This is a genomic window from Pseudomonas koreensis, assembly GCF_025447595.1.
Classification (GTDB): domain Bacteria; phylum Pseudomonadota; class Gammaproteobacteria; order Pseudomonadales; family Pseudomonadaceae; genus Aquipseudomonas; species Aquipseudomonas koreensis_H.
Genome location: NZ_JAOEJU010000044.1, coordinates 1 through 13,837 on the forward strand (window position 1 = coordinate 1; position 13,837 = coordinate 13,837).

Genomic DNA, 13,837 nt, shown 5'->3' on the forward strand with positions numbered 1-13,837 from the left:
AGAGCTTACCAACGATAGCTTTCGAACGAGTACGGTCGAAAGCCAGACGACGGTTAGCAACGCTGTCTGTCTTGGCCAGAGTGATCAGCGGCTCGGCAACGCGGCGCAGTTCTTTGGCTTTTGGCAGAGTAGTTTTGATCAGCTCGTGCTCGAACAGCGACACTGCCATGTTTTGGAACATGGCCTTGCGGTGCGAGCTGGTGCGGCTCAGGTGGCGACCACTTTTACGATGACGCATGGTTCATTCCTTACCAAACACTACGTTCGGTGATTACGACGATCAGGCAGTCGCCTTGTCGTCCTTCTTAAGACTTGCAGGCGGCCAGTTGTCGAGGCGCATGCCGAGGGACAGACCGCGGGAGGCCAGAACGTCCTTGATTTCAGTCAAGGATTTCTTGCCCAGGTTCGGAGTCTTCAACAGCTCTACTTCGGTGCGCTGAATCAGGTCACCGATGTAATAGATGTTTTCCGCCTTAAGGCAGTTAGCCGAACGTACAGTCAGTTCCAGATCGTCAACCGGGCGAAGCAGGATCGGATCGATCTCGTCTTCCTGCTCGACAACCACTGGCTCACTGTCACCCTTGAGGTCGACGAACGCAGCCAACTGCTGTTGCAGGATGGTTGCAGCGCGACGGATAGCCTCTTCAGGATCCAGAGTACCGTTGGTTTCCAGATCAATAACCAGCTTGTCCAGGTTGGTACGCTGCTCGACACGGGCGTTTTCCACCACGTAAGCGATACGGCGAACCGGGCTGAACGAAGAGTCAAGCTGCAAGCGACCGATGCTGCGGCTTTCGTCTTCATCGCTCTGACGCGAGTCGGCTGGTTCATAACCACGACCACGAGCTACGGTGAGCTTCATGTTCAGGGCGCCGTTAGACGCCAGGTTAGCGATTACGTGATCGGGATTAACGATCTCGACATCATGATCCAGCTGAATATCGGCAGCGGTAACCACCCCCGAACCCTTCTTCGACAAGGTCAGCGTAACTTCGTCACGACCGTGCAGCTTGATGGCCAGACCTTTAAGGTTCAACAGGATTTCAATTACGTCTTCCTGTACACCTTCGATGGCGCTGTACTCGTGGAGCACACCGTCAATCTCGGCCTCGACTACTGCGCAGCCGGGCATTGAGGACAACAGGATGCGGCGCAGCGCGTTGCCCAGGGTGTGGCCAAAACCACGCTCGAGAGGCTCGAGAGTGATCTTGGCGCGGGTTGGACTGACAACCTGCACGTCAATGTGACGGGGTGTCAGGAACTCATTTACCGAAATCTGCATGGATGCACCTATTTTCTAGCCCTTACTTACTTGGAGTAGAGCTCGACAATCAGGCTTTCGTTGATGTCGGCGGACAGATCACTGCGAGCAGGAACGTTCTTGAAAACGCCCGACTTCTTCTCAGCATCTACCTCTACCCATTCTACGCGACCACGTTGGGCGCACAGCTCAAGAGCTTGGACAATGCGAAGCTGGTTCTTTGCCTTCTCGCGAACAGCAACCACGTCACCAGCACGAACCTGGTAGGACGGAACGTTTACGGTCTGACCGTTAACGCTGATCGACTTGTGCGATACCAGCTGACGGGATTCGGCACGAGTCGAACCGAAGCCCATACGGTATACAACGTTGTCCAGACGGCATTCGAGCAGTTGCAGCAGGTTCTCACCGGTTGCACCTTTCTTGCTTGCAGCAGCTTTATAGTAGCCGCTGAACTGACGCTCGAGAACGCCGTAGATACGACGGACCTTCTGCTTTTCACGCAGTTGGGTGCCGTAGTCGGACTGGCGACCGCGGCGTTGGCCGTGGATACCAGGTGCTGCTTCAATGTTGCACTTCGATTCGATCGCGCGCACGCCGCTCTTCAGGAAGAGATCGGTGCCTTCGCGACGAGCGAGTTTGCATTTTGGACCAATGTAACGAGCCATTCTTTACAATCTCCTGGATTACACGCGGCGCTTCTTCGGCGGACGGCACCCGTTGTGCGGGATTGGCGTCACGTCGGTGATGCTGGCGATCTTGTAGCCACAGCCGTTCAAAGCGCGGACTGCGGATTCACGACCTGGACCTGGGCCCTTGACGTTCACGTCGAGGTTTTTCAGGCCGTATTCCAGCGCAGCTTGACCAGCACGCTCAGCAGCTACTTGAGCAGCGAACGGGGTGGACTTGCGGGAACCGCGGAAACCCGAACCACCGGAGGTAGCCCAGGAAAGAGCGTTACCTTGACGGTCGGTGATGGTCACGATGGTGTTGTTAAAAGAGGCATGGATGTGGGCGATGCCATCAACCACTGTCTTTTTAACTTTTTTACGAGGACGAGCAGCAGGTTTTGCCATGATTAAATTCCTGTCGATTCGCTGGGGCGATTACTTGCGGATCGGCTTACGCGGACCTTTACGGGTACGCGCGTTGGTCTTGGTACGCTGACCGCGTACTGGCAGACCACGACGATGACGCAGACCGCGATAGCAACCGAGGTCCATCAAGCGCTTGATTTTCATGTTGATTTCGCGACGCAGGTCACCTTCAGTGGTGAACTTCGCCACTTCGCCACGCAGCTGTTCAATCTGCTCGTCGCTCAGATCCTTGATCTTTGCGGCTGGGTTTACCCCAGTCTCTGCACAGATCTTCTGTGCAGTGGTGCGACCGACACCATAGATGTAGGTCAGCGAGATAACAGTATGCTTGTTATCTGGAATGTTAACGCCTGCAATACGGGCCATTCAGTGGGACTCCAATTGACAGCTACCTACGCCCCGGAAGCCAAGAAATAGGGCGCGAGATAATATCGCTGTAATAACAAATAATCAACCCGGTAGCGCACTAGCTACCGGGCTTGAAGCACAATCACACTCAGCCTTGGCGCTGTTTGTGACGCGGTTCCGCGCTGCAAATTACTCGAACAACACCTTCGCGGCGAATAATCTTGCAGTTACGGCACAGCTTTTTCACCGATGCACGAACTTTCATCACCAACTCCTCGAACCTTATGGGTACTCAGCGCAACATGCCGCTGCCGTAACCCTTCAGGTTGGCTTTCTTCATCAGGGATTCGTACTGGTGCGAAACGAGGTGCGATTGTACTTGGGACATGAAGTCCATCACAACCACGACCACGATCAGCAACGAGGTCCCGCCAAGGTAGAACGGTACGTTTGCTGCAACCACCAGGAATTGGGGCAACAAGCATACGGCCGTCATGTAAAGAGCACCGAACATGGTCAAGCGAGTCAAAACGCCATCAATATAGCGCGCTGACTGCTCACCTGGACGGATACCCGGAATAAAGGCACCGGACTTCTTCAGGTTCTCCGCTACGTCTTTCGGATTGAACATCAACGCCGTATAGAAGAAGCAGAAGAAAATAATCCCTGCACTAAACAGCAGAATATTCAACGGCTGACCAGGAGCGATCGACTGCGAGATGTCCTGCAACCAGCCCATACCTTCAGACTGACCGAACCAGGCACCCAACGAAGCCGGAAACAGCAAAATGCTGCTCGCGAAAATAGCCGGAATAACACCGGCCATGTTCACCTTCAGCGGCAAGTGGCTTGTCTGCGCAGCAAAAACCTTGCGGCCTTGCTGACGCTTGGCGTAGTGAACAGCGATACGACGCTGACCACGCTCAATGAACACCACGAAACCGATAATCGCTACTGCCAGCAAACCGATGGCAACCAGAGCGAAGATATTGATATCACCCTGACGCGCAGACTCGAAAGACTGCCCGATTGCTCTCGGAAGACCGGCGACGATACCCGAAAAAATCAACATCGAGATACCGTTACCTACACCACGCTCAGTAATCTGCTCACCCAGCCACATCATGAACATCGCGCCAGCCACAAACGTGGAAACCGCGACGAAATGGAAGCCAAAGTCACCAGTGAACGCAACGCCCTGCCCTGCCAGACCAATGGACATGCCAATGGCCTGGACGAGAGCGAGGACGACGGTGCCGTAGCGGGTGTACTGGCTGATCTTGCGACGGCCAGCTTCACCTTCCTTCTTCAACTGCTCCAGCTGCGGGCTGACGGCGGTCATCAGTTGCATGATGATCGATGCCGAAATGTACGGCATGATCCCCAGTGCAAAAATGCTCATCCGCTCCAGCGCGCCGCCGGAAAACATGTTGAACAAGCTAAGAATGGTCCCCTCATTCTGTCGAAACAGGTCCGCGAGTCGGTCCGGGTTGATACCTGGAACCGGGATGTGTGCGCCTATTCGGTAGACGATAATCGCCAGGAACAGAAAACGCAGACGAGCCCAGAGTTCAGACATACCGCCTTTGCCGAGCGCAGAGAGAGCACCTTGCTTAGCCATTTATTCCTCGAACTTGCCGCCAGCTGCTTCGATAGCCGCACGCGCACCTTTGGTGGCGCCGATTCCCTTGCCGATAGTGACAGCGCGAGTCACTTCACCGGACAGCATGATTTTCACACGCTGTACGTTGACGTTGATCACGTTGGCATCTTTCAGGGACTGCACGGTGACGATGTCGCCTTCCACTTTAGCCAGCTCGGACAGACGCACTTCTGCGCGATCCATGGCTTTCAGGGAAACGAAACCGAACTTCGGCAGGCGACGATGCAGCGGCTGTTGACCGCCTTCAAAGCCTGGAGCAATGGTGCCACCGGAGCGGGAAGTCTGACCTTTGTGACCACGGCCACCAGTCTTACCCAAACCACTACCGATACCACGGCCCGGACGATGTTTTTCGCGACGGGAACCCGGCGCTGGACTCAGATCATTGAGTTTCATCGATTAACCCTCGACACGCAGCATGTAGTAAGCCTTGTTGATCATCCCGCGATTCTCGGGAGTATCCTGGACTTCTACAGTGTGACCGATGCGACGCAGACCCAGACCCTTAACGCACAGTTTGTGGTTAGGGATGCGGCCGGTCATGCTTTTGATCAGCGTAACTTTAACGGTAGCCATGATTACTTGATCTCCTCAACACGCAGGCCACGCTTGGCTGCAATGGATTCAGGAGATTGCATGGCTTTCAGACCCTTGAAAGTGGCGTGAACCACGTTTACAGGGTTAGTCGAGCCGTAGCACTTGGCCAGAACGTTCTGAACACCAGCAACTTCGAGGACGGCACGCATAGCGCCGCCAGCGATGATACCGGTACCTTCAGAAGCAGGCTGCATGTACACCTTCGAAGCGCCATGGGCAGACTTCATTGCGTACTGCAGCGTGGTGCCGTTCAGATCAACCTGGATCATGTTGCGGCGAGCAGCTTCCATTGCCTTCTGGATCGCAGCAGGCACTTCACGCGACTTGCCACGGCCGAAGCCAACACGGCCTTTACCATCACCAACCACGGTCAACGCGGTGAAAGTGAAGATACGGCCGCCTTTAACGGTTTTGGCTACGCGGTTAACTTGAACCAGCTTCTCGATGTAGCCTTCGTCGCGCTTTTGGTCGTTATTTGACATAACTTAGAACTCCAGCCCAGCTTCACGAGCAGCATCAGCCAGCGCTTTAACGCGGCCGTGGTACTTGAAGCCAGAGCGGTCGAAAGCCACCTGCGAGACGCCAGCGGCCTTAGCACGCGTAGCGACCAGCTGGCCAACCTTAGTGGCCGCGTCGATGTTGCCAGTGGCGCCATCACGCAGTTCTTTATCCAAAGTCGAGGCGCTTGCCAGGACTTTGTTGCCGTCGGCCGAAATGACCTGGGCGTAGATGTGCTGCGAAGAGCGGAACACGCAGAGACGCACGACTTCGAGTTCGTGCATTTTCAGGCGTGCTTTGCGAGCGCGACGCAGTCGAGTAACTTTTTTGTCGGTCATTTGCTATGCCCTACTTCTTCTTGGCTTCTTTACGACGGACGACTTCGTCCGCGTAGCGCACACCTTTGCCTTTGTACGGCTCTGGTGGACGGAAGTCGCGGATCTCGGCGGCCACTTGACCTACCAGCTGCTTGTCGATGCCCTTGATCAGGATATCGGTCTGGCTAGGAGTCTCAGCGGTGATGCCTTCCGGCAGTTCGTAATCCACTGGGTGCGAGAAGCCAAGAGCCAGGTTCAGCACCTGACCTTTTGCTTGCGCCTTGTAACCAACACCGACCAGCTGGAGCTTGCGCTCGAAGCCTTGGCTTACGCCCTGGACCATGTTGTTTACCAACGCACGAGTGGTACCGGCCATTGCGCGAGTCTGTTGATCGCCATTGCGAGCAGCAAAACGCAGCTCACCGGCTTCTTCAACGACTTCAACGGACGAATGGACGTTCAGTTCAAGAGTACCCTTGGCACCCTTCACCGAAAGCTGTTGGCCTGCGAATTTTACTTCGACACCGGCTGGCAGCTTAACGGGGTTCTTAGCGACGCGAGACATGCTTATCCCCCCTTAGAACACAGTGCAAAGAACTTCGCCGCCGACACCGGCAGCGCGCGCAGCACGATCAGTCATCACACCTTTGTTGGTGGAGACGATAGACACACCGAGACCGCCACGTACTTTCGGCAGTTCTTCGACGGACTTGTACTGACGCAGGCCTGGACGGCTAACGCGCTTCACTTCCTCGATGACCGGACGGCCTTCGAAGTATTTCAGCTCGATGGACAGCAGTGGTTTGGTTTCGCTGCTGATCTGATAACCCGCGATGTAACCTTCGTCCTTCAGGACTTTTGCTACAGCCACCTTCAACGTGGAAGACGGCATGCTTACGACGGACTTTTCAGCCATCTGGGCATTACGGATTCGAGTTAGCATGTCCGCTAACGGGTCCTGCATACTCATGGGCTAGACGCTCCTAATACAGAAAAATTAGCCTTGCGGCTACTACTTGTCGCCGAGAAATTCCGGGCATAAAAAACACGGGCTCAGGCGAGCCGGTCATTCTAGACATACCCCAGAAATGAATCAAGCCCCAAAAGGGGCTTGATTCAAGTTCAAGGCCACCGATGGTCAGGTTCTTACGACCCCGACCACCAAGGCTTTGACAGCAATTACCAGCTGGCTTTAACCAGACCTGGAACGTCACCACGCATTGCAGCTTCACGCAGTTTGTTACGGCCCAGGCCGAACTTGCGGTAAACGCCGTGCGGACGACCAGTCAGGCGGCAACGGTTACGCATGCGCGAAGCGCTTGCGTCACGTGGTTGCTTCTGCAGAGCTACGGTAGCTTCCCAACGCGCTTCTGGACTTGCGTTCAGATCAACGATGATAGCTTTCAGCGCTGCACGCTTGACGGCGTACTTGGCAACGGTGAGCTGACGCTTCAGCTCACGGTTTTTCATGCTCTTCTTGGCCATTTTCCTACTCCAATCAGTTGCGGAACGGGAATTTGAAAGCACGCAGCAGAGCGCGGCCTTCGTCATCGTTCTTGGCAGTGGTGGTCAGGGTAATGTCCAGACCGCGGAGAGCATCGATCTTGTCGTAGTCGATTTCCGGGAAAATGATCTGCTCTTTCACGCCCATGCTGTAGTTGCCACGACCATCGAAGGACTTGGCATTCAGGCCGCGGAAGTCGCGAACCCGAGGCAGGGAGATCGACAGCAGACGATCCAGGAACTCGTACATACGCTCGCGGCGCAGGGTCACTTTGACGCCGATCGGCCAACCTTCACGGACTTTAAAGCCAGCGATGGATTTGCGAGCGTAGGTCACAACGACTTTCTGGCCGGTGATCTTTTCCAGGTCAGCAACAGCGTGCTCGATGACTTTTTTGTCGCCGATCGCTTCGCCCAGACCCATGTTCAGGGTGATTTTGGTAACGCGCGGAACTTCCATCACGTTCGAAAGCTTAAGTTCTTCCTTAAGTTTCGGTGCGATTTCCTTCCGGTAAATCTCTTTTAGTCGTGCCATGGTCTTCTACCTAGCAGTGTTCAAGCATCAACCGCTTTTTGGGTCGACTTGAAGACACGAATTTTCTTACCGTCTTCTACTTTGAAACCAACGCGGTCAGCCTTGTTGGTTTCGCCGTTGAAGATGGCGACGTTGGAAGCGTGCAGTGGCGCTTCTTTCTCGACGATACCGCCCTGTACGCCCGACATCGGGTTAGGCTTGGTATGACGCTTGACCAGGTTCAGACCACCAACAACCAGACGGTTGTCAGCAAGAACCTTCAGCACCTTACCGCGCTTACCTTTGTCTTTGCCGGCGATCACGATGATCTCGTCGTCACGACGAATCTTTTGCATGTCGGATCTCCTTACAGCACTTCTGGGGCGAGCGAGACGATCTTCATGAACTTCTCGGTACGAAGTTCACGGGTCACTGGCCCAAAGATACGGGTGCCGATCGGCTCTTGCTTGTTGTTCAGAAGAACAGCAGCGTTGCCATCAAAGCGGATAATGGAGCCATCAGCACGACGTACGCCGTGACGAGTGCGGACTACAACAGCAGTCATCACTTGGCCTTTTTTCACTTTACCGCGAGGAATTGCTTCCTTCACGGTAACCTTGATGATGTCACCGATACCAGCGTAACGACGATGGGAGCCACCCAGCACCTTGATGCACATAACGCGGCGAGCGCCGCTGTTATCGGCCACATCGAGCATGGATTGAGTCTGAATCATATAATTTCTCCGACCCCTAGCCCTTAGACTTCCACAGCGCGTTCGAGAACATCAACCAGCGCCCAAGACTTGGTCTTGGCCATCGGACGAGTTTCACGAATAGTGACCTTGTCGCCGATGTGGCACTGATTGGTTTCGTCGTGCGCGTGCAGCTTAGTCGAACGCTTAACGTATTTACCGTAGATCGGGTGCTTAACGCGACGCTCGATCAGAACGGTGATGGTTTTGTCCATCTTGTCGCTGACAACACGGCCAGTCAGCGTACGGACAGTTTTTTCGGCTTCAGCCATGATTACTTACCTGCCTGCTGGTTGAGCACAGTCTTCACGCGAGCGATGTCACGCTTAACTTGCGAGAGCAGATGAGACTGCCCCAACTGGCCAGTTGCTTTCTGCATGCGCAGATTGAACTGGTCGCGCAGCAAGCCGAGCAGTTGCTCGTTCAGCTGCTGTGCGGATTTTTCACGAAGTTCATTCGCTTTCATCACATCACCGTCCGTTTAACAAAGGAGGTGGCGAGCGGCAGCTTTGCAGCAGCCAGGGCGAAAGCCTCACGCGCCAGCTCTTCAGAAACACCCTCGATTTCATACAGGACTTTGCCTGGCTGAATCTGGGCAACCCAGTATTCGACGTTACCCTTACCTTTACCCATCCGAACTTCGAGTGGCTTCTTGGAAATAGGCTTGTCCGGGAATACACGGATCCAGATCTTGCCGCCACGTTTTACGTGACGGGTCAAAGCACGACGTGCCGACTCGATCTGACGAGCGGTGAGACGACCACGAGCAACAGACTTCAGCGCGAACTCGCCGAAGCTGACTTTGCTACCGCGCAGTGCCAGACCACGGTTGTGACCGGTCATCTGCTTGCGGAACTTCGTACGCTTTGGTTGCAACATTTTGCGTACCCCTTACTTAGCAGCTTTTTTACGAGGCGCTGGCGCTTGTGGTTTCAGTTCTTCTTGGCGACCACCAATCACTTCGCCTTTGAAGATCCAAACCTTCACACCGATCACACCGTAAGTGGTGTGAGCTTCGTAGGTGGCATAGTCGATATCGGCACGCAGGGTGTGCAGTGGCACACGACCTTCGCGATACCATTCAGTACGTGCGATTTCAGCACCGCCGAGACGACCACTCACTTGGATTTTGATGCCCTTGGCACCAATGCGCATGGCGTTCTGTACAGCGCGCTTCATGGCGCGACGGAACATTACACGACGCTCCAGCTGCTGAGCTACGCTCTGCGCAACCAGCATACCGTCGAGTTCCGGCTTGCGGATCTCTTCGATATTGATGTGCACAGGCACACCCATTTGCTTGGTCAGGTCCTGACGCAGTTTCTCAACATCTTCACCTTTCTTCCCGATAACGATACCTGGACGAGCGGTGTGGATGGTGATGCGTGCAGTTTGGGCCGGACGATGGATATCGATACGGCTTACGGACGCGCTTTTTAGTTTGTCTTGGAGGTATTCACGCACCTTCAGATCAGCGAACAAGTAGTCCGCATAAGTCCGACCGTCTGCGTACCAGACGGAGGTGTGCTCCTTGACGATTCCCAGGCGAATGCCAATGGGATGTACTTTCTGACCCATCTCTTCGACTCCGTTACTTGTCAGCAACCTTGACAGTGATATGGCAAGACCGCTTGACGATGCGATCAGCACGGCCTTTGGCACGTGGCATGATGCGCTTCAGCGAACGCCCTTCGTTGACGAAAACAGTGCTGACCTTCAGGTCATCAACGTCTGCGCCTTCGTTATGCTCGGCGTTGGCTACGGCCGACTCCAGCACTTTTTTCATGATCTCGGCGGCTTTCTTACTGCTGAAAGCCAACAGGTTGAGCGCTTCGCCCACCTTCTTCCCGCGGATCTGGTCGGCGACCAAGCGGGCTTTCTGGGCGGAGATTCGAGCGCCCGACAACTTAGCGGCTACTTCCATTTCCTTACCCCTTAACGCTTGGCTTTCTTGTCTGCCACGTGCCCGCGATAGTTGCGGGTACCGGCGAACTCGCCCAGTTTGTGGCCGACCATGTCTTCGTTAACGAGAACTGGGACGTGCTGACGACCGTTGTGTACTGCGATGGTCAGACCGACCATTTGTGGCAGGATCATCGAACGACGCGACCAAGTCTTAATTGGTTTGCGATCGTTCTTTTCCGCCGCCACTTCGATCTTCTTCAGTAGGTGAAGATCAATAAAAGGACCTTTTTTCAGAGAACGTGGCACTGTCGTATCCCTCTATTTACTTGCGACGACGGACGATCATTTTGTCGGTACGCTTATTACCACGAGTCTTCGCGCCCTTAGTCGGGAAGCCCCATGGCGATACCGGATGACGACCACCAGAGGTACGACCTTCACCACCACCATGTGGGTGGTCAACCGGGTTCATGGCAACACCACGAACGGTTGGGCGAACGCCACGCCAGCGCTTGGCACCAGCCTTACCCAGCGAACGCAGGCTGTGCTCGGAGTTCGAGACTTCGCCCAGGGTCGCACGGCACTCAGCCAGTACTTTACGCATTTCACCGGAACGCAGACGCAGGGTCACGTAAACGCCTTCACGAGCGATCAGCTGAGCCGAAGCACCAGCGGAACGAGCGATCTGTGCGCCTTTACCTGGCTTCAGTTCGATGCCGTGTACGGTAGAACCGACTGGAATGTTGCGCAGTTGCAGAGCGTTACCTGGCTTGATTGGAGCCAGGGCACCCGCGATCAGCGTGTCGCCAGCACTCACGCCTTTAGGGGCGATGATGTAGCGGCGTTCGCCGTCTGCGTAGCAGAGCAGTGCGATGTGAGCAGTACGGTTTGGATCGTATTCGATACGCTCGACAGTGGCGACGATGCCATCTTTGTCGTTGCGACGGAAATCGACCATACGGTAATGCTGCTTATGACCACCACCGATGTGACGAGTGGTAATACGGCCATTATTGTTACGACCACCAGACTTCGATTTTTTCTCGAGCAGCGGTGCGTGAGGAGCGCCTTTATGCAGCTCCTGGTTGACCACCTTGACCACAAAACGGCGGCCAGGGGAAGTCGGTTTGCATTTAACGATTGCCATGATGCACCCCTTCCTTACTCAGCACTGCTGCTGAAATCGAGATCTTGGCCTGGCTGAAGGGAGATAACTGCCTTCTTCCAGTCATTACGCTTGCCCAGACCGCGAGCGGTGCGCTTGCTCTTACCCAGAACGTTCAGGGTAGTAACACGCTCAACTTTCACGCTGAACAGGCTTTCGACGGCCTTCTTGATTTCCAGCTTGGTTGCATCAGTAGCAACCTTGAAAACGAACTGGCCTTTCTTGTCTGCCAGAACCGTAGCCTTCTCGGAAACGTGCGGGCCAAGCAGAACTTTAAATACGCGTTCCTGGTTCATCCCAGCAGCTCCTCGAATTTCTTCACGGCCGACACGGTGATCAACACCTTGTCGTATGCGATCAGACTAACTGGATCGGAACCTTGCACGTCACGTACATCAACGTGTGGCAGGTTACGAGCAGCCAGGTACAGGTTCTGATCAACAGCGTCCGACACGATCAGAACGTCGGTCAGGCTCATGTTGTTCAGTTTGCCCAGCAGGTCTTTGGTTTTCGGAGTTTCAACAGCGAAATCCTGAACCACGACCAGACGATCAGTACGCACCAGCTCAGCAAGGATGGAACGCATTGCTGCGCGGTACATCTTCTTGTTCAGCTTCTGGGAGTGATCCTGTGGACGAGCTGCGAAAGTGGTGCCGCCGCCGCGCCAGATTGGGCTACGGATAGTACCGGCACGAGCACGGCCAGTACCTTTCTGACGCCATGGGCGCTTACCGCCACCACGAACGTCGGAACGGGTCTTTTGCTGCTTGCTACCTTGACGGCCGCCGGCCATGTAGGCCACGACTGCTTGGTGAACCAGCGTCTCGTTGAACTCGCCGCCAAATGTCAGTTCGGAAACTTCGATCGCTTGAGCGTCATTTACATTTAATTGCATGTCAGCTTCCCCTTAACCGCGAGCCTTGGCTGCTGGACGTACAACCAGGTTGCCGCCAGTAGCGCCAGGAACAGCACCCTTGACCAGCAACAGATTGCGTTCAGCGTCCACGCGCACTACTTCCAGGGACTGCACGGTCACGCGCTCAGCGCCCATATGACCGGACATTTTTTTGCCCTTGAATACACGACCAGGAGTCTGGCACTGGCCGATAGAGCCTGGGACGCGGTGGGATACGGAGTTACCGTGGGTATTATCTTGCCCGCGGAAATTCCAACGCTTGATCGTACCCTGGAAGCCTTTACCTTTGGACTGACCGGTTACATCAACCAGTTGACCAGCAGCGAAGATTTCAGCGTTGATCAGATCGCCGGCCTGGTACTCGCCTTCTTCAAGGCGGAATTCCATTACGGTACGACCAGCGGCAACATTCGCCTTGGCAAAGTGGCCAGCCTGAGCAGCTGTTACACGGGAAGCACGACGCTCGCCGACAGTGACTTGCACTGCACGATAGCCATCGGTTTCTTCAGATTTGAACTGGGTGACGCGATTCGGCTCGATCTCAATGACCGTGACCGGAATGGAGACACCTTCTTCGGTGAAAATACGGGTCATACCCGCTTTACGACCGACTACACCAATAGTCATGTTGTAAACCTCATGAGTGTACGGGGCTTTCACCCGCTATGGCCGCCCATTTCAGAGCGTTACACGACCAAGACCGAGTCTTAGCCGAGGCTGATCTGCACTTCCACACCGGCCGCAAGATCAAGCTTCATAAGTGCATCAACGGTTTTATCCGTTGGCTGGACGATGTCCAGAACGCGCTTATGAGTGCGGATTTCGTACTGGTCACGCGCGTCTTTGTTGACGTGCGGGGAAACCAGAACGGTAAACCGCTCTTTACGGGTAGGTAGTGGAATTGGACCACGCACTTGAGCACCAGTACGTTTCGCGGTTTCCACGATTTCCTGGGTTGATTGGTCGATCAGGCGATGGTCAAAAGCCTTCAACCTGATACGGATTTGCTGATTTTGCATTGGATTTCAGACTCCGGCTGCTATTCCCACCGGGCGCAATACGCCCGTTAAAAGGAGGCGCAATTCTATAGACGCCCCAGATAGGTGTCAACCCAATAAAAAAGCCCCCGCTAAGCGGGGGCTTTTTCAACTCATCAAAGCTGGCTCAACAAAGAGATCACTCGATGATTTTAGCTACGACGCCAGCACCAACGGTACGGCCACCTTCACGGATTGCGAAACGCAGACCGTCTTCCATCGCGATGGTTTTGATCAGGGTAACAGTCATCTGAATGTTGTC

28 protein-coding genes and 1 pseudogene are annotated in these 13,837 nt (G+C 54.7%); all 29 read right to left on the reverse strand.

Annotated features, from left to right (window positions below; all coding sequences use genetic code 11):
* Positions 1 to 238: 50S ribosomal protein L17 (rplQ, locus tag N8H71_RS28415; RefSeq protein WP_262196502.1), on the reverse strand; the 238-nt coding region annotated here is incomplete at its 3' end.
* Positions 239 to 280: 42 nt separating this feature from the next.
* Positions 281 to 1,282 (reverse strand): DNA-directed RNA polymerase subunit alpha, encoded by a 1,002-nt coding sequence (locus tag N8H71_RS28420; RefSeq protein ID WP_003186012.1) that lies wholly within the window; start codon positions 1,280 to 1,282, stop codon positions 281 to 283.
* 26 nt (positions 1,283 to 1,308) lie between these two features.
* Complete coding sequence (gene rpsD, locus N8H71_RS28425; protein ID WP_011336168.1) at positions 1,309 to 1,929, reverse strand: 30S ribosomal protein S4; 621 nt, start codon at positions 1,927 to 1,929, stop codon at positions 1,309 to 1,311.
* Positions 1,930 to 1,947: 18 nt separating this feature from the next.
* Complete coding sequence (rpsK, locus tag N8H71_RS28430) at positions 1,948 to 2,337, reverse strand: 30S ribosomal protein S11 (protein ID WP_002555466.1); 390 nt, start codon at positions 2,335 to 2,337, stop codon at positions 1,948 to 1,950.
* A 30-nt stretch (positions 2,338 to 2,367) separates the two neighbouring features.
* The gene (gene rpsM, locus N8H71_RS28435; RefSeq protein WP_009045849.1) at positions 2,368 to 2,724 is read right to left on the reverse strand and encodes a 30S ribosomal protein S13; all 357 of its coding nucleotides are present in this window, start codon (positions 2,722 to 2,724) and stop codon (positions 2,368 to 2,370) included.
* 130 nt (positions 2,725 to 2,854) lie between these two features.
* Positions 2,855 to 2,971 carry a 50S ribosomal protein L36 gene (gene rpmJ, locus N8H71_RS28440; protein WP_002555468.1) on the reverse strand — a complete coding sequence of 39 codons (117 nt, stop codon included), beginning with the start codon at positions 2,969 to 2,971 and terminating at the stop codon, positions 2,855 to 2,857.
* A gap of 27 nt (positions 2,972 to 2,998) precedes the next feature.
* The gene (gene secY / locus N8H71_RS28445) at positions 2,999 to 4,327 is read right to left on the reverse strand and encodes a preprotein translocase subunit SecY (protein WP_003228718.1); all 1,329 of its coding nucleotides are present in this window, start codon (positions 4,325 to 4,327) and stop codon (positions 2,999 to 3,001) included.
* On the reverse strand, positions 4,328 to 4,765 hold the full coding sequence (gene rplO / locus N8H71_RS28450; RefSeq protein WP_003228720.1) for a 50S ribosomal protein L15: 438 nt from the start codon (positions 4,763 to 4,765) through the stop codon (positions 4,328 to 4,330).
* Between the two features lie 3 nt (positions 4,766 to 4,768).
* On the reverse strand, positions 4,769 to 4,945 hold the full coding sequence (rpmD, locus tag N8H71_RS28455) for a 50S ribosomal protein L30 (RefSeq protein WP_003176408.1): 177 nt from the start codon (positions 4,943 to 4,945) through the stop codon (positions 4,769 to 4,771).
* A 2-nt stretch (positions 4,946 to 4,947) separates the two neighbouring features.
* Positions 4,948 to 5,448 carry a 30S ribosomal protein S5 gene (gene rpsE / locus N8H71_RS28460; protein WP_007955637.1) on the reverse strand — a complete coding sequence of 167 codons (501 nt, stop codon included), beginning with the start codon at positions 5,446 to 5,448 and terminating at the stop codon, positions 4,948 to 4,950.
* A 3-nt stretch (positions 5,449 to 5,451) separates the two neighbouring features.
* Entirely contained in the window at positions 5,452 to 5,802 is a 351-nt protein-coding gene (rplR, locus tag N8H71_RS28465) for a 50S ribosomal protein L18 (protein ID WP_003186037.1), read from the reverse strand.
* Positions 5,803 to 5,812: 10 nt separating this feature from the next.
* Entirely contained in the window at positions 5,813 to 6,346 is a 534-nt protein-coding gene (gene rplF / locus N8H71_RS28470; protein ID WP_011336170.1) for a 50S ribosomal protein L6, read from the reverse strand.
* Between the two features lie 12 nt (positions 6,347 to 6,358).
* Positions 6,359 to 6,751, reverse strand: a complete 393-nt coding sequence (rpsH, locus tag N8H71_RS28475; protein WP_011336171.1) for a 30S ribosomal protein S8 — start codon at positions 6,749 to 6,751, stop codon at positions 6,359 to 6,361.
* A 209-nt stretch (positions 6,752 to 6,960) separates the two neighbouring features.
* Positions 6,961 to 7,266, reverse strand: a complete 306-nt coding sequence (gene rpsN, locus N8H71_RS28480; RefSeq protein WP_007955639.1) for a 30S ribosomal protein S14 — start codon at positions 7,264 to 7,266, stop codon at positions 6,961 to 6,963.
* A gap of 13 nt (positions 7,267 to 7,279) precedes the next feature.
* Entirely contained in the window at positions 7,280 to 7,819 is a 540-nt protein-coding gene (rplE, locus tag N8H71_RS28485) for a 50S ribosomal protein L5 (protein WP_003210069.1), read from the reverse strand.
* A gap of 20 nt (positions 7,820 to 7,839) precedes the next feature.
* Positions 7,840 to 8,154, reverse strand: coding sequence for a 50S ribosomal protein L24 (rplX, locus tag N8H71_RS28490; protein ID WP_003186046.1), 315 nt, complete (start codon positions 8,152 to 8,154; stop codon positions 7,840 to 7,842).
* Between the two features lie 11 nt (positions 8,155 to 8,165).
* Positions 8,166 to 8,534 carry a 50S ribosomal protein L14 gene (gene rplN, locus N8H71_RS28495; RefSeq protein WP_002555479.1) on the reverse strand — a complete coding sequence of 123 codons (369 nt, stop codon included), beginning with the start codon at positions 8,532 to 8,534 and terminating at the stop codon, positions 8,166 to 8,168.
* Between the two features lie 23 nt (positions 8,535 to 8,557).
* A complete protein-coding gene (gene rpsQ, locus N8H71_RS28500) occupies positions 8,558 to 8,824 on the reverse strand; it encodes a 30S ribosomal protein S17 (RefSeq protein WP_003194644.1) in 267 nt (88 codons plus the stop codon).
* Between the two features lie 2 nt (positions 8,825 to 8,826).
* Positions 8,827 to 9,018 carry a 50S ribosomal protein L29 gene (rpmC, locus tag N8H71_RS28505; protein ID WP_002555481.1) on the reverse strand — a complete coding sequence of 64 codons (192 nt, stop codon included), beginning with the start codon at positions 9,016 to 9,018 and terminating at the stop codon, positions 8,827 to 8,829.
* Positions 9,018 to 9,431: a 50S ribosomal protein L16 gene (gene rplP / locus N8H71_RS28510; protein WP_003228729.1), complete on the reverse strand. Its 414-nt coding sequence runs from the start codon at positions 9,429 to 9,431 to the stop codon at positions 9,018 to 9,020. The genes rpmC and rplP overlap by 1 nt, the downstream gene beginning before the upstream one ends.
* A gap of 12 nt (positions 9,432 to 9,443) precedes the next feature.
* Positions 9,444 to 10,130 carry a 30S ribosomal protein S3 gene (gene rpsC / locus N8H71_RS28515; RefSeq protein ID WP_027982006.1) on the reverse strand — a complete coding sequence of 229 codons (687 nt, stop codon included), beginning with the start codon at positions 10,128 to 10,130 and terminating at the stop codon, positions 9,444 to 9,446.
* A gap of 13 nt (positions 10,131 to 10,143) precedes the next feature.
* Positions 10,144 to 10,476, reverse strand: coding sequence for a 50S ribosomal protein L22 (rplV, locus tag N8H71_RS28520; RefSeq protein ID WP_003103908.1), 333 nt, complete (start codon positions 10,474 to 10,476; stop codon positions 10,144 to 10,146).
* Positions 10,477 to 10,487: 11 nt separating this feature from the next.
* Positions 10,488 to 10,763: a 30S ribosomal protein S19 gene (rpsS, locus tag N8H71_RS28525; protein ID WP_011336172.1), complete on the reverse strand. Its 276-nt coding sequence runs from the start codon at positions 10,761 to 10,763 to the stop codon at positions 10,488 to 10,490.
* A gap of 16 nt (positions 10,764 to 10,779) precedes the next feature.
* Complete coding sequence (gene rplB, locus N8H71_RS28530; protein ID WP_007955640.1) at positions 10,780 to 11,604, reverse strand: 50S ribosomal protein L2; 825 nt, start codon at positions 11,602 to 11,604, stop codon at positions 10,780 to 10,782.
* 14 nt (positions 11,605 to 11,618) lie between these two features.
* Positions 11,619 to 11,918: a 50S ribosomal protein L23 gene (gene rplW / locus N8H71_RS28535; RefSeq protein WP_002555488.1), complete on the reverse strand. Its 300-nt coding sequence runs from the start codon at positions 11,916 to 11,918 to the stop codon at positions 11,619 to 11,621.
* A complete protein-coding gene (gene rplD, locus N8H71_RS28540; protein ID WP_003228735.1) occupies positions 11,915 to 12,517 on the reverse strand; it encodes a 50S ribosomal protein L4 in 603 nt (200 codons plus the stop codon). Before rplD ends, rplW begins: the two co-directional genes overlap by 4 nt.
* A gap of 12 nt (positions 12,518 to 12,529) precedes the next feature.
* Entirely contained in the window at positions 12,530 to 13,165 is a 636-nt protein-coding gene (rplC, locus tag N8H71_RS28545; protein ID WP_262196503.1) for a 50S ribosomal protein L3, read from the reverse strand.
* An 80-nt stretch (positions 13,166 to 13,245) separates the two neighbouring features.
* Positions 13,246 to 13,557: a 30S ribosomal protein S10 gene (rpsJ, locus tag N8H71_RS28550; RefSeq protein ID WP_003186070.1), complete on the reverse strand. Its 312-nt coding sequence runs from the start codon at positions 13,555 to 13,557 to the stop codon at positions 13,246 to 13,248.
* A 157-nt stretch (positions 13,558 to 13,714) separates the two neighbouring features.
* A pseudogene (locus tag N8H71_RS28555) lies at positions 13,715 to 13,837 on the reverse strand (hypothetical protein); the annotation flags it as partial.

Excerpts from the sequence above, each read along its gene's own strand:
- rpsH (WP_011336171.1), bottom strand. The coding sequence starts at position 6,751 with ATGAGTATGCAGGACCCGTTAGCGGACATGCTAACTCGAATCCGTAAT.
- secY (WP_003228718.1), bottom strand. The coding sequence starts at position 4,327 with ATGGCTAAGCAAGGTGCTCTCTCTGCGCTCGGCAAAGGCGGTATGTCT.
- rplW (WP_002555488.1), bottom strand. The coding sequence starts at position 11,918 with ATGAACCAGGAACGCGTATTTAAAGTTCTGCTTGGCCCGCACGTTTCC.
- rpsE (WP_007955637.1), bottom strand. The coding sequence starts at position 5,448 with ATGTCAAATAACGACCAAAAGCGCGACGAAGGCTACATCGAGAAGCTG.
- rplO (WP_003228720.1), bottom strand. The coding sequence starts at position 4,765 with ATGAAACTCAATGATCTGAGTCCAGCGCCGGGTTCCCGTCGCGAAAAA.
- rplC (WP_262196503.1), bottom strand. The coding sequence starts at position 13,165 with ATGACTATTGGTGTAGTCGGTCGTAAAGCGGGTATGACCCGTATTTTC.
- rplV (WP_003103908.1), bottom strand. The coding sequence starts at position 10,476 with ATGGAAGTAGCCGCTAAGTTGTCGGGCGCTCGAATCTCCGCCCAGAAA.
- rpsK (WP_002555466.1), bottom strand. The coding sequence starts at position 2,337 with ATGGCAAAACCTGCTGCTCGTCCTCGTAAAAAAGTTAAAAAGACAGTG.
- rpsC (WP_027982006.1), bottom strand. The coding sequence starts at position 10,130 with ATGGGTCAGAAAGTACATCCCATTGGCATTCGCCTGGGAATCGTCAAG.
- rplR (WP_003186037.1), bottom strand. The coding sequence starts at position 5,802 with ATGACCGACAAAAAAGTTACTCGACTGCGTCGCGCTCGCAAAGCACGC.
- rplX (WP_003186046.1), bottom strand. The coding sequence starts at position 8,154 with ATGCAAAAGATTCGTCGTGACGACGAGATCATCGTGATCGCCGGCAAA.
- rpsN (WP_007955639.1), bottom strand. The coding sequence starts at position 7,266 with ATGGCCAAGAAGAGCATGAAAAACCGTGAGCTGAAGCGTCAGCTCACC.
- rplE (WP_003210069.1), bottom strand. The coding sequence starts at position 7,819 with ATGGCACGACTAAAAGAGATTTACCGGAAGGAAATCGCACCGAAACTT.
- rpmC (WP_002555481.1), bottom strand. The coding sequence starts at position 9,018 with ATGAAAGCGAATGAACTTCGTGAAAAATCCGCACAGCAGCTGAACGAG.
- rplN (WP_002555479.1), bottom strand. The coding sequence starts at position 8,534 with ATGATTCAGACTCAATCCATGCTCGATGTGGCCGATAACAGCGGCGCT.
- rpsD (WP_011336168.1), bottom strand. The coding sequence starts at position 1,929 with ATGGCTCGTTACATTGGTCCAAAATGCAAACTCGCTCGTCGCGAAGGC.
- N8H71_RS28420 (WP_003186012.1), bottom strand. The coding sequence starts at position 1,282 with ATGCAGATTTCGGTAAATGAGTTCCTGACACCCCGTCACATTGACGTG.
- rpmJ (WP_002555468.1), bottom strand. The coding sequence starts at position 2,971 with ATGAAAGTTCGTGCATCGGTGAAAAAGCTGTGCCGTAACTGCAAGATT.
- rplF (WP_011336170.1), bottom strand. The coding sequence starts at position 6,346 with ATGTCTCGCGTCGCTAAGAACCCCGTTAAGCTGCCAGCCGGTGTCGAA.
- rpsQ (WP_003194644.1), bottom strand. The coding sequence starts at position 8,824 with ATGGCTGAAGCCGAAAAAACTGTCCGTACGCTGACTGGCCGTGTTGTC.
- rplD (WP_003228735.1), bottom strand. The coding sequence starts at position 12,517 with ATGCAATTAAATGTAAATGACGCTCAAGCGATCGAAGTTTCCGAACTG.
- rpsM (WP_009045849.1), bottom strand. The coding sequence starts at position 2,724 with ATGGCCCGTATTGCAGGCGTTAACATTCCAGATAACAAGCATACTGTT.
- rpmD (WP_003176408.1), bottom strand. The coding sequence starts at position 4,945 with ATGGCTACCGTTAAAGTTACGCTGATCAAAAGCATGACCGGCCGCATC.
- rpsJ (WP_003186070.1), bottom strand. The coding sequence starts at position 13,557 with ATGCAAAATCAGCAAATCCGTATCAGGTTGAAGGCTTTTGACCATCGC.
- rplB (WP_007955640.1), bottom strand. The coding sequence starts at position 11,604 with ATGGCAATCGTTAAATGCAAACCGACTTCCCCTGGCCGCCGTTTTGTG.
- rplP (WP_003228729.1), bottom strand. The coding sequence starts at position 9,431 with ATGTTGCAACCAAAGCGTACGAAGTTCCGCAAGCAGATGACCGGTCAC.